Annotated in this window: 19 protein-coding genes and 1 tRNA gene; 8 read left to right on the top strand and 12 right to left on the bottom strand. The window is 67.7% G+C overall.

Features of this window, described 5'->3' with window-relative positions:
• Window positions 1-11: 11 nt before the first annotated feature.
• Complete coding sequence (locus JC881_RS19995) at window positions 12-3,128, top strand: efflux RND transporter permease subunit (protein ID WP_198787449.1); 3,117 nt, start codon at window positions 12-14, stop codon at window positions 3,126-3,128.
• A gap of 45 nt (window positions 3,129-3,173) precedes the next feature.
• On the opposite strand, the gene JC881_RS19990 is transcribed toward JC881_RS19995, so the two are convergent.
• The 4 genes from JC881_RS19990 to JC881_RS19975 all read right to left on the bottom strand — a co-directional run bounded on the left by JC881_RS19990 (window position 3,174) and on the right by JC881_RS19975 (window position 7,896).
• Window positions 3,174-4,520 carry an alpha/beta hydrolase family protein gene (locus JC881_RS19990; RefSeq protein WP_198787448.1) on the bottom strand — a complete coding sequence of 449 codons (1,347 nt, stop codon included), beginning with the start codon at window positions 4,518-4,520 and terminating at the stop codon, window positions 3,174-3,176.
• 239 nt (window positions 4,521-4,759) lie between these two features.
• Window positions 4,760-6,283: a tripartite tricarboxylate transporter permease gene (locus JC881_RS19985; protein ID WP_198787447.1), complete on the bottom strand. Its 1,524-nt coding sequence runs from the start codon at window positions 6,281-6,283 to the stop codon at window positions 4,760-4,762.
• 1 nt (window position 6,284) lies between these two features.
• The gene (locus tag JC881_RS19980; RefSeq protein ID WP_198787446.1) at window positions 6,285-6,836 is read right to left on the bottom strand and encodes a tripartite tricarboxylate transporter TctB family protein; all 552 of its coding nucleotides are present in this window, start codon (window positions 6,834-6,836) and stop codon (window positions 6,285-6,287) included.
• Between the two features lie 100 nt (window positions 6,837-6,936).
• Entirely contained in the window at window positions 6,937-7,896 is a 960-nt protein-coding gene (locus JC881_RS19975) for a tripartite tricarboxylate transporter substrate binding protein (RefSeq protein ID WP_198787445.1), read from the bottom strand.
• Window positions 7,897-8,066: 170 nt separating this feature from the next.
• Between JC881_RS19975 and JC881_RS19970 the strand changes: the two genes are divergently transcribed.
• The 5 genes from JC881_RS19970 to JC881_RS19950 all read left to right on the top strand — a co-directional run bounded on the left by JC881_RS19970 (window position 8,067) and on the right by JC881_RS19950 (window position 11,852).
• The gene (locus JC881_RS19970) at window positions 8,067-8,747 is read left to right on the top strand and encodes a response regulator transcription factor (protein ID WP_198787444.1); all 681 of its coding nucleotides are present in this window, start codon (window positions 8,067-8,069) and stop codon (window positions 8,745-8,747) included.
• Between the two features lie 7 nt (window positions 8,748-8,754).
• Entirely contained in the window at window positions 8,755-10,212 is a 1,458-nt protein-coding gene (locus JC881_RS19965) for a sensor histidine kinase (RefSeq protein WP_198787443.1), read from the top strand.
• Window positions 10,213-10,227: 15 nt separating this feature from the next.
• A complete protein-coding gene (locus JC881_RS19960) occupies window positions 10,228-10,662 on the top strand; it encodes an RNA-binding S4 domain-containing protein (RefSeq protein ID WP_198787581.1) in 435 nt (144 codons plus the stop codon).
• Window positions 10,663-10,712: 50 nt separating this feature from the next.
• On the top strand, window positions 10,713-11,519 hold the full coding sequence (locus tag JC881_RS19955; RefSeq protein WP_198787442.1) for a PPK2 family polyphosphate kinase: 807 nt from the start codon (window positions 10,713-10,715) through the stop codon (window positions 11,517-11,519).
• A 147-nt stretch (window positions 11,520-11,666) separates the two neighbouring features.
• Window positions 11,667-11,852 carry a hypothetical protein gene (locus JC881_RS19950; protein WP_198787441.1) on the top strand — a complete coding sequence of 62 codons (186 nt, stop codon included), beginning with the start codon at window positions 11,667-11,669 and terminating at the stop codon, window positions 11,850-11,852.
• Window positions 11,853-11,905: 53 nt separating this feature from the next.
• Here JC881_RS19950 and JC881_RS19945 read toward each other — a convergent pair whose 3' ends face one another.
• Window positions 11,906-12,577: a hypothetical protein gene (locus tag JC881_RS19945; protein ID WP_198787440.1), complete on the bottom strand. Its 672-nt coding sequence runs from the start codon at window positions 12,575-12,577 to the stop codon at window positions 11,906-11,908.
• Between the two features lie 110 nt (window positions 12,578-12,687).
• Between JC881_RS19945 and JC881_RS19940 the strand changes: the two genes are divergently transcribed.
• Entirely contained in the window at window positions 12,688-13,089 is a 402-nt protein-coding gene (locus JC881_RS19940) for a c-type cytochrome (protein WP_233101918.1), read from the top strand.
• Between the two features lie 3 nt (window positions 13,090-13,092).
• Here JC881_RS19940 and JC881_RS19935 read toward each other — a convergent pair whose 3' ends face one another.
• From JC881_RS19935 to JC881_RS19925, 3 genes are all read right to left on the bottom strand, one after another.
• Window positions 13,093-15,045, bottom strand: coding sequence for a sensor histidine kinase (locus JC881_RS19935; protein WP_233101917.1), 1,953 nt, complete (start codon window positions 15,043-15,045; stop codon window positions 13,093-13,095).
• Window positions 15,046-15,173: 128 nt separating this feature from the next.
• The gene (locus JC881_RS19930) at window positions 15,174-15,632 is read right to left on the bottom strand and encodes a (2Fe-2S)-binding protein (protein ID WP_013541876.1); all 459 of its coding nucleotides are present in this window, start codon (window positions 15,630-15,632) and stop codon (window positions 15,174-15,176) included.
• A 10-nt stretch (window positions 15,633-15,642) separates the two neighbouring features.
• Entirely contained in the window at window positions 15,643-17,835 is a 2,193-nt protein-coding gene (locus JC881_RS19925) for a xanthine dehydrogenase family protein molybdopterin-binding subunit (protein WP_198787438.1), read from the bottom strand.
• Window positions 17,836-18,016: 181 nt separating this feature from the next.
• On the opposite strand from JC881_RS19925, the gene JC881_RS19920 reads away from it, so the two are divergent.
• Complete coding sequence (locus JC881_RS19920) at window positions 18,017-18,718, top strand: Crp/Fnr family transcriptional regulator (RefSeq protein WP_198787437.1); 702 nt, start codon at window positions 18,017-18,019, stop codon at window positions 18,716-18,718.
• 70 nt (window positions 18,719-18,788) lie between these two features.
• Here JC881_RS19920 and JC881_RS19915 read toward each other — a convergent pair.
• From JC881_RS19915 to JC881_RS19900, 4 genes are all read right to left on the bottom strand, one after another.
• Window positions 18,789-18,881 (bottom strand) — tRNA-Ser (locus JC881_RS19915).
• 26 nt (window positions 18,882-18,907) lie between these two features.
• Complete coding sequence (locus tag JC881_RS19910) at window positions 18,908-20,176, bottom strand: aspartate kinase (protein WP_198787436.1); 1,269 nt, start codon at window positions 20,174-20,176, stop codon at window positions 18,908-18,910.
• A 61-nt stretch (window positions 20,177-20,237) separates the two neighbouring features.
• The gene (gene tilS / locus JC881_RS19905) at window positions 20,238-21,197 is read right to left on the bottom strand and encodes a tRNA lysidine(34) synthetase TilS (RefSeq protein WP_198787435.1); all 960 of its coding nucleotides are present in this window, start codon (window positions 21,195-21,197) and stop codon (window positions 20,238-20,240) included.
• 20 nt (window positions 21,198-21,217) lie between these two features.
• Window positions 21,218-22,198, bottom strand: coding sequence for an acetyl-CoA carboxylase carboxyltransferase subunit alpha (locus JC881_RS19900; RefSeq protein WP_198787434.1), 981 nt, complete (start codon window positions 22,196-22,198; stop codon window positions 21,218-21,220).
• Between the last annotated feature and the right edge of the window lie 3 nt (window positions 22,199-22,201).

Below are 22,201 nucleotides of genomic sequence, written 5' to 3'. Positions count from 1 at the left end.
AAGGACACGCCATGAACGTTTCCGCCTGGTCCATACGCAACCCGATTCCGGCGGTGATGCTGTTCGTGCTGCTCACCTTCGGTGGGCTGCTGTCGTTCAACGCGATGAAGGTGCAGAACTTTCCGGACATCGACCTGCCGACCGTCACGGTTTCGGCGTTGCTGCCCGGTGCCGCGCCTTCGCAGTTGGAGACCGACGTCGCGCGCAAGCTCGAGAACTCCATCGCCACCGTGCAGGGCCTGAAGCACATCACCACCAAGGTGCAGGACGGCGCCGCCACGCTGATCGTGGAGTTCCGCCTCGAGAAACCCGTGCAGGAAGCCGTGGACGACGTGCGCTCGGCGGTGCAGCGCGTGCGCGCCGACCTGCCGGCGGACGTGCGCGACCCGGTGGTCACCAAGCTCGACCTGGCGGGCCAGCCGGTGCTGGCCTTCACCATCTCCTCCTCGCAAATGGACGCCGAGGCGCTCAGCTGGTACGTGGACAACGACATCACCAAGAAGCTGCTCGCGCTGCCCGGCGTGGGCGCGGTGAACCGCGTGGGCGGCGTCACGCGCCAGGTGCACATCGACCTGGACCCGGCCAAGCTGCAGGCGCTGGGCGCCTCGGCCGGCGACATCTCGCGCCAGCTGCGCCAGGTGCAGGTGGAAAGCGCGGGCGGACGCTTCGACCTGGGCGGCAGCGAGCAGCCGGTGCGCACGCTCGCCACCGTGCAGTCGGCCGACCAGTTGAACGACATCCAGATCGTGCTGTCCGACGGCCGCCGCGTGCGGCTCGATCAGGTGGCGCGCATCAGCGACACCATCGCCGAGCCGCGCTCGGGGGCCCTGCTCAACGGCAAGCCGGTGGTGGGCTTCGAAGTGGCCCGCAGCCGCGGCGCCAGCGAAGTGGAAGTGGGCCGCGCGGTGCAGAAGGCGCTGGGCGACATGCGCGCGCAGCGCCCCGACATCGAGCTGACCGAGGCCTTCAACTTCGTCGATCCGGTGGAAGAGGAATACAACGGCTCGCTGCACCTCTTGTACGAAGGCGCCATCCTGGCGGTGATCGTGGTGTGGCTCTTCCTGCGCGACTGGCGCGCGACTTTCGTCTCGGCGGTGGCGCTGCCGATGTCGGTGATTCCAGCCTTCATCGGCATGTACCTGCTGGGCTTCTCGGTCAACGTGATCTCGCTGCTCGCGCTCTCGCTGGTGGTCGGGATATTGGTGGACGATGCGATCGTGGAGGTCGAGAACATCGTGCGGCACCTGCGCATGGGCAAGACGCCCTACCAGGCCGCGATGGAGGCGGCCGACGAAATCGGCCTGGCGGTGATCGCCACCACCTTCACGCTGATCGCGGTGTTCCTGCCGACGGCCTTCATGAGCGGCGTGGCCGGCAAGTTCTTCAAGCAGTTCGGCTGGACGGCATCGCTCGCGGTCTTCGCCTCGCTGGTGGTCGCGCGGGTGCTCACGCCGATGATGGCGGCGTACATCCTCAAACCCATCGTCGGCGCGGAGAAGGAGCCCGGCTGGCTGCGCTGGTACATGCGCGCCGTGGAATGGAGCACGCACAACCGCTTCAAGACGATGGTGATGGCCACCCTCTTCTTCTTCGGATCGCTGGCGATGATTCCGCTGCTCAAGACCGGCTTCATTCCGCCGGACGACAACTCGCAGACGCAGGTGTACCTGTCGCTCGCGCCGGGCTCCACGCTCGCGCAGACCACCGCGGCCGCCGAGGAAACGCGCAACCGCGTGATGAAGATCGCGCACGTGAAGAGCGTCTACACCACGGTGGCCGGCGGCAGCGCGGGCGGCGACCCGTTCGCCAGCTTCGGCACGCCCGAGACGCGCAAGGCCACGCTCACCATCAAGCTGGACGAGCGCGGCGACCGGCCGAGAAAGCAGGTGATCGAGAACCAGATCCGCACCGCCCTGGAAACCCTGCCCGGCGTGCGCAGCACGGTGGGCCTGGGCGGCTCGGGCGAGAAGTACATCCTGGCGCTCACGGGCGAAGACCCGGTCGCGCTGGCCGCCGCGGCCAGCGCGGTCGAGAAGGACCTGCGCACCATCGCGGGCCTGGGCAATATCACCTCCACCGCGAGCCTGATCCGCCCCGAGATCGCCGTGCGCCCCGACTTCGCGCGCGCCGCCGACCTGGGCGTGACCAGCGCGGCCATCGCCGAGACGCTGCGCGTGGCCACGCTGGGCGACTACGACCAGTCGCTCGCCAAGCTCAACCTCGCGCAGCGGCAGGTGCCGATCGTGGTGAAGCTGGAAGACTCGGCGCGCAAGGACCTCGACCTGCTCGGGCGCCTCTCGGTGCCCGGCGCGCGCGGCCCGGTCATGCTCAACCAGGTGGCCTCGCTCACCATGGAGGGCGGGCCGGCCGTGATCGACCGCTACGACCGCTCGCGCAACGTCAACTTCGAGATCGAACTCTCCAGCGTGGGCCTGGGCGATGCGAAGACCGCGGTGATGGCGCTCCCCTCGATCCAGAAGCTGCCGCCCGGCGTGCGGGTGACCGAGGTGGGCGACGCCGAGGTGATGACCGAGCTCTTCGCGAGCTTCGGCCTCGCGATGCTCACGGGCGTGCTGTGCATCTACATCGTGCTGGTGCTGCTGTTCAAGGACTTCCTGCACCCGGTGACCATCCTGTGCGCGCTGCCGCTCGCGCTGGGCGGCGCCTTCGTGGGCCTCCTGATCGGGCAGAAGGCGCTCTCGATGCCCTCGCTGATCGGGCTCATCATGCTGATGGGCATCGCGACGAAGAACTCGATCCTGCTGGTGGAGTACGCCATCGTGGCGCGCCGCGACCACGGCATGAGCCGCTGGGACGCGCTGCGCGACGCCTGCCACAAGCGCGCACGGCCCATCATCATGACCACGCTCGCCATGGGCGCCGGCATGCTGCCGATCGCCGTGGGCTTCGGCGCCGCCGATTCGAGCTTCCGCTCGCCGATGGCGATGGCGGTGATCGGCGGGCTGATCACCTCGACGGTGCTGAGCCTTTTGGTGGTGCCGGCGGTGTTCACCTACATCGACGACATCGAGCACTGGATCAAGCGCACCGTGCGCAAGCTGCGCGGGCAGCCGGCCGATCCGCACATCGACGACGACCTGGTCGAGACGCCGCGGCCTGCGGGCTGACGCGGTCTTGTCCCCTCTCCCGCTCGCGGGAGAGGGAGCCCAGCCTCAAGCCGCGAACGTCGCATCGAGCCAATCGCCGATGCGCGCCATCGCCAGGCGCTGCGCCCCCGCATGGCAATGCGCGCCGGCACCCAGCGTGTCGTCGAGCGCGAGAAAAGTCTTCGCGCATGTGAGGTGCGCATACAGCGCCTCGGGCTGGCCCTTGAAGAACATGTCGTTGGCGGCCGCACACACCAGCGTCGGGCACTGGATGCGCTCGGCCACGCCGTCGGCCACGTTGTAGTCCAGCAGCGTCGAGAGATAGCCGCGCGCCGTGCCCTTGCCGGTGACCCAGGCGCCGTGGCCGAAGGCCCAGCGCGCCTGCGCATCGTGCGCGGCGACCTGCGCGAGTGCCTTGTCGATGTCGGGCGCCGAGGGCGCGGTGAGCACGCGGCGCGCCACTTCGCGCTGGCCGCCGAACATCGGCAGCGTCTTCTCGCTCATGTCGTAGATGCCGTCCAGCGCGATCAGTGCGCGGATGCGCGGCTCGAACGCCGCCGCGCGCGGCGCCAGCACGCCGCCCAGGCTGTTGCCCAGCAGCGCGACGCGCCTGGCATCGACGTCGGGCCGCGCCAGCACATGGTCGAGCACCGGGCCGACCACATGCTCCCAGTCGGGCCGCAGCACGAGGCCTTCGCTGTGCATCGGCCCGGGCTGGCCGGGGCCATCGAAGCTCAGCACGTTGTAGCCACGCTCGGCCAGCGCAGCCGCGGCGACGTAGTGCATCTCTTCGACCGAACCATCGAAGCCGTTGTGCATGACCACCGTCGGCCGGCGCTTGTTGCCCTTGCCACCGTTTCCCGCAGCGCGATAGAAGTAGCCCGGCAGCGTCGTGTTCTCGTAGCGGATGCGCACTGGCGCGATCGCGCCGCCGGTGAGCCGCACGGCTGCGCGGAAGCACCCGACGCTGCGCTCATACGCCGCGTTGATGCGCGGATCGGCCTGATTGCCGTGCAGGAAGAACTCCGCGCTGCGGTAGTAGTTGGCAGCGCGAAAGAACGCATCGCGCGCGCTCACCGCGTGGCCCGCCGCAAGGCTCTTCTCGGCCTCGGCGGCCACCCGGTCGGCGGTGAGGCGCCATTCGTCGTGCCAGCTGTCGTAGTCGCCGCCGAGGATGCGCTGGGCGGTGACCACCACCTCGCCGAAATCCGCGCCGCCATAGGCGATGTGGCCGAAGGAGCGCAGCGTCTCGTACCAGAACGTCTCGTCCTTCTCGAAGAGGAAAGGCTTCAGGCCGGGGGCTGCCGGTGCGGGCGATGCGGCAGCGACCGGGCTTGCCTCCTGCGCTTTTGCGCCCAGTGCGATGGCACCGGCGGCGGCGAGGATCGAGCGGGCGAAATGACGGCGTTCCATGGTGAGTTCCTTTCGTTGGGTTCCATCCGGGGAAGACGGGCGGCGTCTTCTGGTGCGGGACTCTAGGAACGCACGCCGCGCGGCGCATCCGCCTTGCGACGAAATGCATCAGGCAAGGGGCGGACAGCCGCCACGGTGCGCCAGCGGTTGCCCGCTGGGGCGGACCCGGGCATGCCAAACAAAAATGCCGCGGGGCAAAAGCACCGCGGCATTCCTGGAGAGACAGAAACGAAAGAGGGTCAGGCGTCCAGCTGCGCCAGGCGCTTCAACTTGCGTTCGCTCATGCGCTTGGCCAGGCGCGGCAGCACCAGCACGGCCACCACGATGATCACCAGCACGATCGACATCGGACGCTGGAAGAACACCACCGCGCTGCCCTCGCCGATCGACATGGCGTTGCGCAGCTGCGCTTCGGCCAGCGGCCCGAGGATCATGCCGACCACCACGGGCGCGGTCGGAAAATCGAAGCGCCGCATCACCACGCCCAGCAGGCCGATGGCGTAGAGCAGGAACAGGTCGAACGCGCTCTGGCGCATGCCGTAGGCCCCCACCGTCGCGAAGATCAGGATGCCGGCATAGAGCTGGGGCTTCGGAATCTTCAGCAGCTTGACCCACAGGCCCACCATCGGCAGGTTCAGCACCAGCAGCATCACGTTGCCGATGTAGAGCGAGGCGATCAGCGCCCACACCAGCGCGGCCGAGGTGGTGAAGAGTTGCGGACCCGGCTGGATGCCGTAGTTCTGGAACGCGCCCAGCAGGATGGCGGTGGTGTTGGAGGTCGGAATGCCCAGCGTGAGCAGCGGGATCAGCGCGGCCGTCACCGTGGCGTTGTTGGCGGCCTCGGGGCCGGCCACGCCTTCGATGGCGCCGGTGGTGCCGAACTCGGCCTTGGCGTCCTTGTCCTTGGCGAGCTTCTTTTCCATCGCATAGCTCAGGAAGGTCGGGATCTCCGTGCCGCCGGCCGGGATGCAGCCGAACGGCGTGCCGATGGCGGTGCCGCGCAGCCACGCGGGGATCGAGCGCTTCCAGTCGCGCTTGGTCATGTGCACGCGGCTCAGCTTGTTCTGGCCTTCGGTGACCTTGCCTTCGTAGAGCACCGCATAGAGCACCTCGGCCACCGCGAACAGGCCGACCGCGACCAGCACGATCTCGATGCCGTCGAGCAGCTCGGGCACGCCGCCGGTGTAGCGGCCCTGGCCGGAGATCTGGTCCAGCCCCACGCAGCCGGCCGCGAGACCCACGAACAGCGCCGTCATGCCGCGCAGCGTGCTCTTGCCCAGCACCGCGCTCACCGTGGTGAAGGCCAGCAGCATCAAGAGGAAATATTCGGGCGGCCCGAGCTTGACCGCGAACTCGGCCACGAACGGCGCGAACAGCGTGACGATGACGGTGGCGATGGTGCCGGCCACGAAGGAGCCGATGGCCGCGGTGGCGAGCGCGGCGCCCGCCCGGCCGCTCTTGGCCATCTTGTTGCCCTCCATCGCGGTCACCATGCTGGCGGTTTCGCCGGGCGTGTTCAGCAGGATCGAGGTGGTCGAGCCGCCGTACATGGCGCCGTAGTAGATGCCCGAGAAGAAGATCATCGAGGCCGTGATGTCGACCTTGCCGGTGATCGGCAGCAGCATGGCCACCGCCACGGCCGGGCCGATGCCGGGCAGCACGCCCACGGCCGTGCCCAGCGCGCAGCCGACCAGGCACCAGAGAAGATTGATGGGGGTGATCGCGGTGGCGAAACCCGCCATGAGTGCGTTGAAGATTTCCATGTCAGAGCCACCCCGTCGTTGTGAGGCCGGGCAGGTTGATGGCCAGGAACTGCGTGAACATCCAGAACACCGGGGCGGCGATGAGCACGCCGGTGACGAAGTCGATGGCGAAGGTGCGCGGCGAATTCACGCCGGCCTGTCCGCTCGCGCGGCGCAGGCCCTGCACGGCCAGCACGTAGCACAGCGTGCAACTCAAGATGAAGCCCAGGGTCGTGATGAGCGCCGCGTTGAGCAGGAGGCCCGCCGAGACCCAGATGAAGCCGGGCCAGTAGGCGCGGTCGGCGCCCGTGGGCGCATCGAGCTCGCGAAAGCCGCCGGTGCGCGCTTCCCAGAGAATCCAGCCGCCGCAGAGCACGAGCACCACGGACACCATCCAGGGCAGGAAGTTGGGGCCGACGCCGCCGTAGCCGGCTTCGGACGAGATGCCGATGGCACCGAAGGCGAGCGCCAGGCCGGTGACGAGCACGCCCGCGCCGACGAGGGTTTGCGGCCATACCGCGGCCGCTTGCGCCGCCGCATCAGGCGGCGAGACCGAGGAATCTGGAGTTGTCATTTTTTGCTCCCGGAATGTGGTGCTGGATTTGAAAACGGCACGCTGTCGTCTCTTGCGAGGACAGCGTGCCATTCGGCATGCAAGGTGCGCAGGGTGCGCGTCAGACCATGCCGGATTTCGTCATGATGGCGCGCAGGCTGGCGAAGTCGTCGTCCACGAACTTGGCGAACGCGTCGCCCGACAGCACGGCCGGCGTCCAGTCGTTCTTCTTGAGCGACTCGGCCCACGACGAACTCTTCATGGCGGCCAGCACCATGTCGGTCAGCGCCTTGCGCTGCTCGGCCGAGATGCCGGGGGCGCCGTACACGCCGCGCCAGTTGCCGATCTCCACGTCGATGCCCTGCTCCTTGAGCGTGGGCACGTTGATGCCCGGCAGGCGCTGCGCGGAGGTGACGGCAATGGCCTTCATCTTGCCGGCGGCGATGTACTCGGCGAATTCGCTGTAGCCGCTGCCGCCGACCGTGACGTTGCCGCCCAGGATGGCGGCGGTGGCCTCGCCGCCTCCGCGGAAGGCCACGTAGTTGATCTTGGAAGGATCGGCGCCGACCTTCTGCGCGATCATGGCCGCGGCGATGTGCTCGGTGGAGCCGCGCGAACCGCCGCCCCACTTGACGCTGCCTGGGTCTTTCTTGAGCTGGTCGACCACGTCCTTCATGGTCTTCAGGGGCGAATTGGCGGGCAGCACGAACACGTTGTATTCGGTGGTCAGGCGCGCGATGGGCGTGGCCTGCTCCAGCTTGACCGGCGGCTTGCCGGTGATGATGCCGCCCAGCATGACCGAGCCCATGACCATCAGCGCGTTGGCATCGCCCTTGGAGCCGTTCACGAACTGGGCCAGGCCCAGCGCGCCGGCGGCGCCGCCCTTGTTGTCGTAGGTGACGGTGTCGGCCACCTTGGCGTCGCTCAGCGCCTTGCCCAATGCGCGGCCGGTGGTGTCCCAGCCACCGCCCGGGTTGGCGGGGATCATCATCTTGACGTTGGCTGCTGCACGCGCCGAGAGCGGCAGCGCGCCGGCAGCGGCCAAAGCGGCCAGGGACTTCAAAAAGGTATCGCGACGCATTGTGGTTGTCTCCGGAGGGGCTGAAAGGAAGTTGCTGGAGCCTGAAAGAACCTGACTCAGGCCTGAGCCGCTATCATGCGCCGCCCCGCTGTCAGTTGGCTGTCCGCCAGACTGGGGAAAACACCAAAGTATCCATTGCGCTGTCCCCCCATTTCCCGCATGACCCTCGTATGAAGCTGCTGCTGGTCGAAGACGATCCCTCGATGCAGGTCACGCTGCAGCGCGCCCTCGCCCGCCGCCGCATCGACGTGCGCGTGTGCGGCGACGGCGCCGAGGCGGTGGCGCAGTGGCGCGCCATCGAGCCCGACGTGGTGGCGCTGGACCTGAGCCTGCCCAACCTGGACGGCCTGCAGGTGCTTGCGCAGGCCCGCGCCGGAGGGCTGCGCACCCCGGTGCTGCTGCTCACGGCCCGCGGCACGGTGGGCGACCGCATCGTGGGCCTGAACGCAGGCGCCGACGACTACCTGCCCAAGCCTTTCGACCTGGACGAGTTGGAGGCCCGCATCCGCGCGCTGCGCCGGCGCAGCCAGAGCGTGGGCCCCGACAACGGCCTGAACCCGCAGGAGATCGGCGGCCTGCGCTTCGAGCCCGACAACGGCGCCATCTACAACCGCGCCGACCTGCTGGAGCTCACGCCGCGCGAACTCGCGCTCATGAAGGCGCTGATGATGAAGCCGGGCCATGCGGTGACCAAGGAGCGCCTCTTCGAGCTGGTGTTCCCGGGCGAGACCGACGTGCAGTACGAGGCCATCGAGGTGGTGGTGTATCGCCTTCGCAAGAAGCTCGCAGGCACGGGCGCCGTGCTGATGACGATGCGGGGCCTGGGCTATCTGCTGCGGCCCGAGACATGAAGGCCGTATGAGGCATGTCTCCTCCCTGCGCGCGCGGCTGCTGCTGGGCATCCTCGCGCCGGTGGCGGTGTTCATCGTGATCAACAGCGTGAGCCTGTACCGCCAGAGCCTCGCGGCCGCCACCACGGCCTACGACCGCACGCTGCTCGCCTCGGCCAAGACCATCGGCGAACAGCTCGACGTGGAGGGCTACGACGAGAAGGCGCAGCTGCGCGCGATCGTGCCCTACTCCGCGCTGGAGGCCTTCGAGGCCGACAACCGCAGCCGGCTCTTCTATCGGGTCTCCGCGCTCAACGGCGACCTGATCTCGGGCTTTGCCGAACTGCCGTTCTGGCGCGGCCGCATTCCGGACCGCAGCGCCTACGCGGCGCTGGTCGATTTCTACGATGCGCAATTCCGCGAGCAACCCGTTCGCGTCGCGGTGCTGCTGCAGCCGGTGGCGAGCGCCCGCGGCCGCGGCATGGCGGTGGTGCAGGTGGCCGAGACGCTCGAGCTGCGCGAGACGCTGGTGCGCAAGCTGCTGCTCGATACGCTCTGGCGCCAGCTCTTGCTGATGGGCGTGATCGCGGGCGTCACGGTGTTCGTGGTGCACCGCGCGACGCGCCCGGTGCGCGAGCTGGGCGAAGCCATCGGGAAGCGGCCGGCGGACGACCTCTCGCCGATCGACGCGCCCGATGCGCCCCGCGAGCTGCTGCCGCTGATCGACGCCACCACCGAGGTGATGGGCCGGCTGCAGCGGCTGCTCGATCACCAGAAGCGCTTCGTGCGCGACAGCGCCCACCAGCTGCGCACGCCGCTCGCGGTGCTCAAGGCGCAGGTGCAGTCGGCGCGCCGCGGCGACGTGGCGCCCGAGCAGGCCTTCGGCGAAATCAGCCAGACGGTCGAGCGCGCGACGATGCTGGCCAACCAGATGCTCTCGCTCGCCAAGGTGGAGCAACTGCGCCAGCAGCCCGAGTCGGTGACGCTGGATCTGGGCGACGTGGTGCGCAACATCGTGCTGGACCTGTCGCCGCTGGTGGCCGACAAGGCGCTGGATTTCGAACTGGCCATCGACGAACCGGTGGCCGTGCGCGCGCACCAGTGGATGCTGCAGGAGCTCACGCGCAACCTGCTGCACAACGCGATCAAGCAGAGCCCGCAGGGTGCGGCGTTGTCGGTGAGCGTGCGGGCCGCCGAGGGCCAGGCGGTGCTCACGGTGCGCGACGAAGGGCCCGGCATTTCGCCCGAGCTGCGGCAGCGCCTCTTTGCACCCTTCTCCGCGGGCAGCACCTCGAGCGGCTCGGGGCTGGGGCTGGCGATCTGCCGCGAGATCGTGCTGGCGCTGGACGGGCGCATCGACCTGGAGAACCGCACCGCGCAGGGCAGCGCGCAGGGCACCATGCAGAGCACTGCGCAGGACAACACCGCCAGGGTCATCGGGCTGGACGCCGTCGTGCATCTGCCGCTGTGGCGGCACAATTCCTGATCTATGGAATCCTCTCTGGAACGTCTGCGCATCGACAAATGGCTCTGGGCCGCACGCTTCTTCAAGACGCGCTCGCTGGCCGCGGAGGAAATCGGCAAGAACCGGGTGCAGGTGAACGGCGACGTCGCCAAGGCCTCGCGCGAAGTGAAGGTCGGCGACACGGTGACGATGCGTCTGGGCGTGCAGACGCGGACCGTGACGGTGCGCGGCATCAGCGGCCAGCGCGGGCCGGCGCCGGTGGCGCAATTGCTCTACGAAGAAACGGCCGAGAGCATCGCCGCGCAGGCCGCCTTGCGGGAGCAGCGCCGCATGGGCAGCGAGCCGGCCCTGGCCATCGAGCAAGGGCGCCCGACCAAGCGCGACCGGCGCGATCTCGACGGCGCGGTCCGCCACGCCGAATGGGACAACCGCTGGAGCGCCTCGATCGATCCGGAAGATACCGAGCGCTGATCTCTGATCGCTTAGGCTGTCGGCTTTCCTTCTTCACGGAGTTCCGGTTCATGGCCAGCTTCAAGAAATACCGCGTCGGCAGCAAATTCAAGCTCTCGCACATCGACCCCGGCGACACCGCCTTCTGCGAGGGCGATGAAGCGGCGCAGCGCGAAGAGGTCGACGCGATGGCCGGCGAGCTCGACGAGCTGCAGAACCTGCTGCACGCCGAAGGCCGCCGCAAGGTGCTGCTGGTGCTGCAGGGCATGGACACCAGCGGCAAGGACGGCACGGTGCGCTGGGTGTTCTCGCGCACCTCCCCGCTGGGCGTGCGCGTGGCGGCCTTCAAGGCGCCGACCGAAGAGGAACGGGCGCGCGACTATCTCTGGCGCTGTCACGCCGTCGTGCCGCGCACCGGCGAGATCGCGGTGTGGAACCGCAGCCACTACGAAGACGTGCTGGTGCCGGTGGTCGAAGGCTGGATCGACAAGGCCGAGACCAGGCGCCGTTACGCGCAGATCAACGACTTCGAGCGGCTGCTGGTGGAGACCGGCACGGTCGTCGTCAAGTGCATGCTGCACATCGACAAGGACGAGCAGCGCGAGCGCCTGCAGGCGCGCATCGACACGCCCGGCAAGCAATGGAAGTTCAGCATGGGCGACCTGGAAGTGCGCACCAAGTGGAGCGCCTACCAGCGCGCCTACGAGAACGCCCTGGCGGCCACCTCGACCGAGCATGCGCCCTGGTACGTGATACCGGCCAACAGCAAGCGGCACCGCAACCTGATGATTGCGCAGCTCCTGATGAAGACGCTGCGGCAGATGAAGTTCAAGGTCCCGCCGCCGGACCCGGCGCTCAAGGGAATGATCGTCAAGTAGGACGATGCCGTTGGTTGCAGCGGCGTCGTGCCACTGCAACGTCCTGTTTGTAAAGTGTCCGGAGGCCTACGAAGCCGTGCACCGCCGCAAACTAAGGTTCATGCCGTACCTGCTTGAGGTGCATTCATCAACCCGAAGGACTCCAACATGAAAAAGATACTCTTCGTTCTCGCCGCCTGCGTGCTCTCGAGTGCAGCCATGGCCCAGCCCATGCGTCATGGACCCGGCTATGACCGGCCGCACGCGGCGCCGCATCACCGCAAGCACAAGGTGTGGGTGCCGGCGCACCGTGAGCATGGCCGCCGGGTGCCGGGGCACTACGTCTGGCGCTGAGCCAGAAAGAGAAAGGCCGGCATGACGCCGGCCGTTAGCTGGGTTGAAAAGACTCAGGAGCGGCGCACCGGCGCCTGCGCCAGCACGCGGCACTTGCCGAATTCGCAGCGCACCGCCCAGGTGCCGCCGTTTTCGCAAGGCACGTTGTACGACTCGAAGCCCGGGCCCTTGGCCGTGAGTTCGGCGCGCGGCTGCACGTTGCAACGACCGGCCTTGGCCAGCGATTCGACGTTGTAGGTATCGATGCCCGTGCGGCGCGGCTTGGCGGCGACGACCGGATCGAAGGTGTGGCCGTAGAAGGTGTCGCGCACGTCCGGATCCAGGTTGCGATAGCCGCGCTTGGCCATGCAGTGGACGATGGCGATCTCCTGGTGCTCGGCCATGAGTTCCGAGGTGGGGCGACCGTTCCAGTCGATGACTGCTGCGCTGATGCCAGTGTACGAAGCGGCGGCCACGATGCCCTGGCCGTGCACCGTGATCAATCCGAGGCCGAGCGCCAGCCACATGGCGTCACCGGTTTCGCTGCGCGCCGTGATGCGCGTGGCTGCCGTGCGGCAGGCCTGCACGTCGCTGTCGTAGCGCACCTTGTCCACGCCTTCCATGGCGACCAGCGGCACGTAGGTGAGTCCGGAGCCCGTGCCGGGTTCGGTCGGCACCAGCGGCGCCCTGGCGGTACAGCCCATCAGGGCGACAGCGGCGAACGCAATGCTCAGCAACAGCTTCATGGGATTCCCTCGTCCTCTTTCGCGATAGTCCGCGGATTTAACCATACATATAGTTACTCTTGAATCGACTTGTCGCGAATGCACTACGCCCCACGCAAGGGCATGCGACCATGCGTTTCTCCGCCCTTTCCGGGCTGCAAACCAAAGTCCCCGTGAAGTTTTCGACTCCTGCCGTGTGCGCGCTCCTGTCGATCTGTTGCGGCGCGTCGACATCCCTCGCCCAGACCGCACCACCCGCACCGCCCGCGCCCGTGATGGACCTGTTGCGGAAAAACGGCTGCATCGCCTGCCACGGCCTCGTCCACAAGCAGGTCGGCCCGGGTTTCGCGCAGATCGCGGACCGCTATCGCACCGATCCGGAAGCGCCGCCGCGCCTGGCCGAGAAGATCCGCAACGGCAGCGTCGGTACGTGGGGGCGCGTCATCATGCCGCGGCAGAGCCTGGTCACGGAGGCCGACGCGCGCGTGCTGGCGATTTGGGTGCTGTCCCAGCCGTCGCCGGCCACGAAGTAAGGCTCAGGACGCCCGCGCAGCCCTCTCGGTATCGGCCTTGCGCTGGAGCGGCAGCCAGAGCGTGAAGCGCGTTCCGCCGCTGCCGGACTCCCAGCTCGCGGTGCCGCCGATCGCCATGGCACGCTGCTGCTGGTTGCGGAGCCCCCGGCCGCTTCGCTGCAGGGCCTTTTCCACGTCGAAGCCCGCGCCGTTGTCCTCGATCACCACGCTGACGCCCTCGCCCACCGTCGCGGTGCTGAAGGAGATGGTGGTGGCCCGCGTGTGGCGCAGCACGTTGGCGATGCACTCCTGCATGATCCGCAGGATGTGCAGCGCGCTGCCCGCATCCAGCCAGGGCAGCTCGGGCACGGGCTGCACTTCCCAGCGCAGCGCGACGCCGGCGCTCTCGATGCGCGGCGCCAGGCGAAAGCGCAGGGTCGCGAGCAGCAGCAGCAGGTCGGCGTCCACGCTTTCCATGGAGTCGATCGCCAGCTTCAGGTCGTCCATGCAGCCCTTGAGCACGTCGGAGATTTCGGCGTCGCTCATGGCGCCCCGCTCCACCGAGCGGATGGCGCTGATGAGCGAGGAGCCCAGGCCGTCGTGCATGTCCTGCATCAGGCGGCGGCGCTCGGCATTGAGCATCTGCTGGTTCTCGATCACGCGCAGCCGCTGGTAACTTTGCTCGAGCTCTTCTTCGCGCGCCTGCAGGCGCTGCGCCAGCCCCTTGTTCAACCGCGCCACCTCGGCGAACGCGCCGGTGTAGCGCTCGAACATGATGTACGAGAAGACGAAGAACAGGCTGATGATCGCGTAGGGCGAGGTGTAGACGCTCTCCGGGCTCACCAGGTTGTTCTGCAGCAGCCCGTCGTAGGAGGTGAACGTGACGGCAAAGACCGTCCATCCTGCTACCAGCCGCCCCTCGGGCAACTTCGCGCGCAATGCCTTGCGCAGGTTCACCGCGAAGATCAGCACCGCGACGGGCAGCACCGCCAGGTTGAGCAGCGGCGTGATCAGGTAGAGGCTCGCGATCGAGGGCGACAGGTGCGGCAGCGTGGCGATGCTGCAGCCCGTGGCCAGCGCCACCGACGAGCGCGTCAGCCACGGCGAGGGCTGCTGGTGCAGGCGCTCCAGGAACAGGTGGATGGCGACGATCAGCCAGATCAGCGAGGCCACGGTCATCCATTCGAACAGCTCGTCCGAAATCGGGAGGTAGCTGCCGCCCGCGTAGTAATGCACCGTTCGCAGGAACGCGAGCGCCGAGATCGCGAAGAACAGCAGGTAGAGCGGTTCGCGTCGCTTGCCCAGCCACACCGCGAAGGCGAAGGCACCCACCGCCAGGAACGCCGCGCTGCCCATGAACGGCAGCTGCACCTGCAGCAGTTGGCGCGCCTGGTAGCGCCAGATCAGCGATGCTTGGTCGCCCACCCACACGGTCGAGAAACCGCTGCCGCTGCTGCGCAGGCGATCGACGCGGATTAGCACCGTGACAGGGGACGGCGTGCCGGCCGCCGCGTTCAACGACAGCAGCAGCGGATGGTTGTAGCCGTTGTGAATGGGGCTGCCGTGCGATTGATAGAGCAGCACCCCGTCGCCGTACACCGCGATGTGGCCCAGGGTCTTCCAGCGCGGGAGATAGAGCAGGCGCTGCTGCGCCGAGGGCGCGAGCCCGGTCAGGTCGATGCGGTACCAGTCGGTGAGGGTCCGCACGCCGCCCTCCGGCGTGGGGACCAGTTCGCGCCCGGCCGTGTGCGGGAGGCTGATCTCCTGCCATCCGTCGTCGGGCAGGCTGGCGTCCTCGATGCGCCGCGGCGGCGCGGTATAGCCGGTGCCGGGAACGGTGAGCAGCTCGGCGCGGGTGATGTGGACGGCGCTATCGGACTGTGGCGCCTCGCCTGCCGTCGGCGGTTCGATGGCGTGCGCCCAAGGCGAGGCGACCAGCGGCAGCACGAGGCACAGGTTCGCAATCCATCGGCCCATCCGCCGCCAGCCCTGGCTGACGGTTCGGCGGCCAAGGGCAACGGGAGACGTGTGCATTAGTTAACAATTATGTCTCCGCACCGCCTCAACGTGTATCGCACCGGCAGTGAGCCGGCGCCCAACGCCCGCTACCCCATCATCGCGGCCGCCGCCTTGATGGCTTCGCGGATGCGTCCGTAGGTGCCGCACCGGCACACGTTCTCGATGGCATCGATGTCGGCATCGGTCGGATTGCGGGTGCGCCGCAGCAGGTCGACCGCCGCCATGATCTGCCCCGGCTGGCAGAAGCCGCACTGCGGCACGTCCAGGTTCATCCAGGCCTGCTGCACCGGATGCAGCACGTTGCCGTTGGCCAGCCCCTCGATGGTCGTCACCTGCCGGCCGCGCACGTCGGCCACCCGCGTGGAGCAGGTGGTGACCGCCTTGCCGTCCACATGGCAGGTGCAGGCCTTGCACACGTTGATGCCGCAGCCGTACTTCGGGCCGGTGATGCCGAGCTTGTCGCGCAGCACCCAGAGCAGCGCCATGTCGTCGGGCGCCTCGACATCGACATTGCTGCCGTTCACCTTGAAAGATTGCACGGGCATGGCGGGCTCCTCAGGCGGGGACCGGCACGACGACCGGCGTGGGCAGCTTGCCCGGGGGGATGGGGGTGAAATCGACCGGGAAATTCAGCGGAAAACTGCGTGGCTTTCGCCCGGTGGCGCGCGCGTAGGCGTTGGCGATGGCGCCCGAGTTGGCCGACAGGCCCACCTCGCCCAGCCCGCCGATCGCCTCGCCGGTGCTGGCCGGCATGATGATGACCTTCACGTCCTTCGGGTAGTTCTTCATGCGCGCGAAGTGGTACTGCGAATAGCTGCCCTCCAGCGGCAGGCCGTTCTGGATGTGCAGCCCCGCCGTGAGCACGATGGAGATCGATTCGCACAGGCCGCCCTGCATCTGCGCCTCGATGCCCGAGGGGTTGATCGGCGTGCCCACGTCGATGGCGATGGTCGCGCGGATGACCTTGACGTCGGTCGGCACCCGCGCATCGATCTCGACGATGCAGGCCGTGAACGACTTGGACTCCTGGTGCACCCCCACGCCCTGCGCGAAGCCTGCCGGCATGGCCTTGCCCCACTGCGCCGCGGCAGCGGCCGCCTGCAGCACCTTGCGCGCGCGAGGCAGGCGCAGGTATTCGAGGCGGAACGCGATCGGGTCCTTGCGCAGCGCCCGCGCCATGTCGTCGACCAAAATTTCCTCCACCAGGCGCGAAGGCTGGATGTGCACCGAGCGGTACGAACAGGTGTTCATGTCCATCGCCACCGGCGTCAGCAGCTTGGTGGTCACGCCGAAGTTGTAGGGCGAGGTGACCATGGTCTTGAACATGACCTGCTCGATCGCGAAGTTGCCCACCGTCTGCGGAAAGCCGTTGGGCAGCGCGATGGCCGCGGCACCCAGCATCTCGCCGAAGCCGTGCCGCGTGTCCAGCCGCACGCCGGCAATCCGCTGCTCGAACGCGATGACCTGGCCCAGCAGCATGGTGGCGCGCGCGCGGTGGAACATGGGCGGGCGCACGCGGCCGTGGCGCATGTCGTCGGTGCGGTGGTACATCAGCCGGCAGGGCCGGCCCAGCGCCTTGGAGGCCTGCACCGCCTGCAGCGTCGCGTCCCAGAAGAGCCGCCGCCCGAAGGAGCCGCCCGAGGGCACCGCGTGCACCTTCACCTTGTCCAGCGGCAGGCCCAGCTCGATGGCGATGGCCTGCTGCGTGACGATCGGGCTCTGCAGGCCGGACCAGATCTCGGCCCGGTCGGCGCGCACGTCGGCAATCGCGCATTCGGTTTCCATCGGGCAGTGCGAGACGGCCGCGAATTCGAATTCACCCTCGACCGTGAGCGCCCCCAGCGGCGGCAGCAGGAACGGCAGCAGCGCGCTCTTGAGCTTCTGCTGGATGCTGGCGTTGGACTCGCCCGCGACGGGCCCTGCGGTCCAGGTGACGTCCAGCGCATTCACCGCGGCCCAGGCCTGCCCGAAGGTCTCGGCCATCACCGCCACGCCGGGCGGCGTGGGCACGATGCCGTTGGTCGCGGGAATCGGCGCGATGCCCAGCACGCCCGGCATCGCCGTCACCGTGTTCAGGTTGTTGATGCGCACGAACTTGCCGTTGATGGTCGGCGGGCGGCACACCATGGTCGGCTTCGCCTCGGGCACGGCCTGGTCCATCGAGAACTTCTTGCGGCCGGTCACGATGTCCAGCGCGTCCAGGCGCGTGGTGCGCTGGCCGACCACCGCGTTGGCGCTGCCCGAAAGCAGTCCGCCCAGGCCGCCCAGCAGCGGCATGCCGGCATGCAGCGACCGCACGCTCGACGAGCCGCCGGTGAGCTGGTTGAAGACGAGTTCCGGGCTGGCGTCGGCCGAGCCCACCTCGATCGCGCTCAGCGGCAGGCGCAGCTTGTCGGCCAGCATCATCGCGGCGGCCGTGGCGATGCCCTGGCCCGACTCCAGGCGCGGGAGCTCCAGCCGCACGCGGCCGTTGGCCACGTTGGTCACCTTGACCAGCGGCATCGTCGGCAACGCGGTGAGCGTCACCGCATCGCCGATGTCGATCAGGTCGGTCGTGTCGGGGGGCGTCATCGGCAGGATCGCGGCCTCGGCCGACGAGGGGGCGGCCAGCCCGCCAAGTCCGACGGCGGCGGCTGAAACCAACGGCGCGGACGCCGCGTATCCCAGGAGGTCGCGCCGGCGCATGCCGGGTGGTTCGTCTTGGCGCGGCACATGCGTGGGGACCGTGCCGGATTCGGGATGTTCCATCCTTTGTCTCCTGTCTTCTGGTTGTGGCGAACAGGAGTCAATATGTCATGATCGTTTCGCCGAAGATGTCGTTTCAAAGACATTCCTTACGCGGCTCCGCAGGCCTTTCCATGCAGGCCCGCGGAGATGGAGGAGTGAGCAAGCCAGCCAGCTGAAAAGCAAGCGAGCGAGGGAAGCACGTATGTCGTCGAACGCCATGGAAACCATGCTCCGCGAGAGCCTGTGGGCACAGACCCTTTCGCCCGAGGAGCTCGACCGCGTGGTGCGCGAGTCGCACGAGCGCGAGGTGCCGGCCGGCGGGTTCGTGCTGCGCCGCGGCGAATCGGCCGACCTGTGGCTCGGTGTGATCGAAGGTCTGGTGAAGATGTCGGTGTCGCTGGCCGATGGCCGCATCTCCACCTTCACCGGCGTGACCACCGGCGGCTGGGCCGGCGAAGGCTCGCTGCTCAAGCCCGGCCCGTGGCGCTACGACGGCGTGGCCATGCGGCCCACGCGCATGGCCTGCGTGCCGCGCCACACCTTCGAGCGCCTGGTGTCCACGAACCTGGACTTCAACCGCTTTCTTCTGCTGCACATCAACGCGCGGCTGAGCCTGTTCATCGGGCTCATGGAATTCGATCGGCTGCTCGGGCCCGATGCGCGCGTGGCGCGTTGCCTGGCGAGCCTGTTCGATCCCCTCCTCTATCCGAAGACGAGCAGCTTCGTGCGGCTGAGCCAGGACGAGATCGGCCTTTTGTCCGCCGTCTCGCGCCAGCGCGCCAACCGGGCGCTGCACGAACTCGAGCGCGCGGGGCTGCTGCGGGTGGAGCACGGGGGCGTGGAAGTGCTCGATCTGGCGGGGCTGCGCAGCTATCTGGGGGAAGGGGCTGCGCTGGCGCAGTGAGTTGCCGAGCCCCAACGGAAGCCAGCAAAGAAAAACCCCTGCAATCTTGCGATTGCAGGGGTTTTGATCTTGGCGGAACCGGAGGGATTCGAACCCTCGATGAGGCTCTACACCCCATACTCCCTTAGCAGGGGAGCACCTTCGGCCACTCGGTCACAGTTCCTGAAAGCAGCCGAGATTATGCCACCGTCAGGAGGCCGGTTGGTCCAGATCGAAGGCTTTATGCAGCGCCCGAACGGCCAATTCCATATATTTTTCGTCGATCACCACCGACGTCTTGATCTCGCTGGTCGAAATCATCTGGATGTTGATGCCCTCTTCGCTCAGCACGCGGAACATCTTGCTCGCCACGCCCACGTGGCTGCGCATGCCGATGCCCACGATGCTGACCTTGCAGATCTTGGTGTCGCCCACGATCTCGGTCGCGCCCAGCGAGGGCATGACCTTCGACTGCAGCAGGTCGATGGTCTTGGCGTATTCGTTGCGGTGCACCGTGAAGCTGAAGTCGGTCTTGCCGTCCTTGCTCAGGTTCTGGATGATCACGTCCACCTCGATGTTGGCGTCCGCCACGGCGCCCAGGATGTGGTACGCGATGCCTGGCTTGTCGGGCACGCCCAGCACCGAGATCTTGGCTTCGTCGCGGTTGAATGCGATGCCGGATACGACGGCTTGTTCCATGTTTTCGTCTTCCTCGAAAGTGATCAGCGTGCCGGACTTGGCCTCTTCATTGATGTCGATGTCCCATGCGGTGAAGCTCGAGAGCACACGCAGCGGCACCTTGTACTTGCCGGCGAATTCCACCGAGCGGATCTGCAGCACCTTGGAGCCGAGGCTGGCCATCTCGAGCATTTCCTCGAAGCTCACGGTGGTCAGGCGCCGCGCATCGGGCTCCACGCGCGGGTCGGTCGTGTAGACGCCGTCCACGTCGGTGTAGATCAGGCACTCGTGCGCCCTCATGGCAGCCGCAATGGCTACGGCCGAGGTGTCGCTGCCGCCGCGGCCCAGCGTGGTGATGTTGCCCGCGTCGTCCACGCCCTGGAAGCCGGTGATGACCACCACCTTGCCCGCGTTCAGGTCGGCCATGACGCGCGTGTCGTCGATGCTCTCGATGCGCGCCTTGGTGTACGAGTTGTCGGTGCGCACCGACACCTGCCAGCCCGCATAGCTCACCGACTCCATGCCCTCGGCCTGCAGCGCGATGGCCAGGAGGGCCGACGACGCCTGCTCGCCGGTCGATGCCAGCATGTCGAGTTCGCGGTTGTGGGCGTCGCCCGGTTTGCTCGGTGCCAGTTCTTTGGCCAAGCCCAGCAGGCGATTGGTCTCGCCGCTCATGGCACTCGGAACCACGATCATCTGGTGGCCGGCGCGCGCCCACTTGGCGACGCGCTTGGCGACGTTTCGGATGCGCTCGGTCGAGCCCATCGACGTACCGCCGTATTTGTGAACGATCAATGCCATGGGTGAAATCAGAGAAAAGAAAAGGGCCGCTGTCTAGGCGGCGCCCTGCAAGCTGTCCGAGCTAAGTCTTCGGCGAGGGCGGGGCATTGTACCAATGCAGCCGGTCGCCCCTTCGCTCGGCAAAACCGCCGGCCACTTTGAGATGGATGCGGTGGCCGCGCGTGGTGCAGGCGCGGACCTGGTCGAGCAGCTGGTCGAGCTGCGCGGCGCTGGGCGCGCAGCTATGCGACCGCATCAGCCAATGGCGCAGCACATTGGCCTGGCGGGCCCTCGAGAGCGCCTGCAGCGCCTTGATGACGGGCGGATCGCCCACGGTTTCAAGGTCTTGCGCGGCAAGTTCGAGCAGCAGTTGCTGCCCCTGCGCCGCATGGCCGATGCTGCGCGCGAACGTGGCGCGGAACTGCGGAAAAGCCTGTTCCAAAGCGGGCAGCAGCACCGCGCGAATCCGGTTGCGGGTGTAGCGGGCGTCGCCATTGCTCGGGTCTTCGATCCACGTCAGGTCTCGCGTCGCGAGCCAGGCACGGATGTCGGCCGCGGGCACCGCAAGCAGAGGCCGATGGATGTTCAAGCCATGGCGCTCGGCATACGCGGGCATGGCCGCCAACCCCGGAAGACCGGCGCCGCGCGACAGTGCCAGCAGGAGCGTTTCGACCTGGTCGTCGGCGTGATGCCCGAGCGCGATGGACTGGATCGCATCCGCGCGCGCCATGACGGCGAACGCTTCGTAGCGAGCACGCCGCGCCGTGTCTTCGGGACTGTCACCTGGCGCATGCCGCGCATCGACCCGATGCACGACGAGCGGCACGCCGAGCCGCTCGCACACCTCGCCGCAATGCCGCTCGAAATCGTCGGCCGCCGCCTGCAGCCCGTGATGCACATGGAAAGCGACGACCTGCCCCGGCCAGCGCGATGCGCAGGCGGCCAGCAAGGCGGTGGAGTCCGCACCCCCACTGAAGCCCACCGCCAGCGGCCATTGCGCCGGCTCGAACGCGGCCATGGCGCGTTCGAAGGCTTCGCTCATAAGGGGCTTATCTAAGGGGCTTATCTGCCGGTGTCGGCCTTGGTGTCGTTGAAACGGCCGTAGCTCTGCAGGCGCTCGTAGCGGCGGTCCAGCAGTTCCTTGGGCTTCAGGTCGCTGACCTGGCGGAATGCGTCGTTGAGCGCGCGCTTCAAGAACGCGGCCATCTGCCGATGGTCGCGGTGTGCGCCACCGACCGGCTCGTTCACGATCTTGTCGACCAGGCCCAGCGCCTTCAGGCGATGCGCCGTGATGCCCAGCGCATCGGCCGCTTCCTGCGCCTTGTCGCTGGTCTTCCAGAGAATCGAGGCGCAGCCTTCGGGGCTGATCACCGAATAGATCGAGTACTGCAGAATCACGAGCTGGTCGCCGACCGAGATGGCCAGCGCGCCGCCGGAGCCGCCCTCGCCGATGATCGTGACGATGATCGGCACCTCCAGCTGCGCCATCTCGAAGATGTTGCGGCCGATGGCTTCGGACTGGCCGCGTTCCTCGGCATCGATGCCGGGGTACGCGCCGGGCGTGTCCACGAAGGTGAACACGGGCAGCTTGAATTTCTCGGCCGTCTTCATGAGGCGCAGGGCCTTGCGGTAGCCCTCGGGCTTGCTCATGCCGAAGTTGCGCGCGGTGCGCTCCTTCGTGTCGCGGCCCTTCTGGTGGCCCAGCACCATGCAGGGCACGCCGTTGAAGCGCGCGAGGCCGCCCACGATCGACAGGTCGTCCGAGAAATGCCGGTCGCCGTGCAGTTCGACGAAGTCGGTGAAGATTTCGTTGACGTAGTCCAGCGTGTAGGGGCGCTCGGGATGCCGCGCGATCTTGGTGATCTGCCAGGGCGTCAGGTCGCTGTAGATGTCCTTGGTGAGCTGCTGGCTTTTCTTGCCGAGCTGATCGATTTCTTCCGAAATGTCGACCGCCGATTCGGTCTGTACATAGCGCAGTTCTTCAATCTTTGTTTCGAGTTCCGCAATGGGCTGCTCGAAATCGAGGAAGGTTCGTTTCGCCAACGT

The sequence above is a fragment of the Variovorax sp. IB41 genome, from assembly GCF_016405905.1.
In the GTDB taxonomy this organism is placed as follows: Bacteria; Pseudomonadota; Gammaproteobacteria; order Burkholderiales; family Burkholderiaceae_C; genus Variovorax.
Note: the sequence above shows the minus strand (reverse complement) of the source record. Positions and strands in the feature narration are given on the sequence as shown.

Coding starts and splice junctions, on each gene's coding strand:
- JC881_RS19995 (WP_198787449.1), top strand. CDS start 12: ATGAACGTTTCCGCCTGGTCCATACGCAACCCGATTCCGGCGGTGATG.
- JC881_RS19990 (WP_198787448.1), bottom strand. CDS start 4,520: ATGGAACGCCGTCATTTCGCCCGCTCGATCCTCGCCGCCGCCGGTGCC.
- JC881_RS19985 (WP_198787447.1), bottom strand. CDS start 6,283: ATGGAAATCTTCAACGCACTCATGGCGGGTTTCGCCACCGCGATCACC.
- JC881_RS19980 (WP_198787446.1), bottom strand. CDS start 6,836: ATGACAACTCCAGATTCCTCGGTCTCGCCGCCTGATGCGGCGGCGCAA.
- JC881_RS19975 (WP_198787445.1), bottom strand. CDS start 7,896: ATGCGTCGCGATACCTTTTTGAAGTCCCTGGCCGCTTTGGCCGCTGCC.
- JC881_RS19970 (WP_198787444.1), top strand. CDS start 8,067: ATGAAGCTGCTGCTGGTCGAAGACGATCCCTCGATGCAGGTCACGCTG.
- JC881_RS19965 (WP_198787443.1), top strand. CDS start 8,755: ATGAGGCATGTCTCCTCCCTGCGCGCGCGGCTGCTGCTGGGCATCCTC.
- JC881_RS19955 (WP_198787442.1), top strand. CDS start 10,713: ATGGCCAGCTTCAAGAAATACCGCGTCGGCAGCAAATTCAAGCTCTCG.
- JC881_RS19950 (WP_198787441.1), top strand. CDS start 11,667: ATGAAAAAGATACTCTTCGTTCTCGCCGCCTGCGTGCTCTCGAGTGCA.
- JC881_RS19945 (WP_198787440.1), bottom strand. CDS start 12,577: ATGAAGCTGTTGCTGAGCATTGCGTTCGCCGCTGTCGCCCTGATGGGC.
- JC881_RS19940 (WP_233101918.1), top strand. CDS start 12,688: ATGCGTTTCTCCGCCCTTTCCGGGCTGCAAACCAAAGTCCCCGTGAAG.
- JC881_RS19935 (WP_233101917.1), bottom strand. CDS start 15,045: ATGGGCCGATGGATTGCGAACCTGTGCCTCGTGCTGCCGCTGGTCGCC.
- JC881_RS19930 (WP_013541876.1), bottom strand. CDS start 15,632: ATGCCCGTGCAATCTTTCAAGGTGAACGGCAGCAATGTCGATGTCGAG.
- JC881_RS19925 (WP_198787438.1), bottom strand. CDS start 17,835: ATGGAACATCCCGAATCCGGCACGGTCCCCACGCATGTGCCGCGCCAA.
- JC881_RS19920 (WP_198787437.1), top strand. CDS start 18,017: ATGTCGTCGAACGCCATGGAAACCATGCTCCGCGAGAGCCTGTGGGCA.
- JC881_RS19910 (WP_198787436.1), bottom strand. CDS start 20,176: ATGGCATTGATCGTTCACAAATACGGCGGTACGTCGATGGGCTCGACC.
- tilS (WP_198787435.1), bottom strand. CDS start 21,197: ATGAGCGAAGCCTTCGAACGCGCCATGGCCGCGTTCGAGCCGGCGCAA.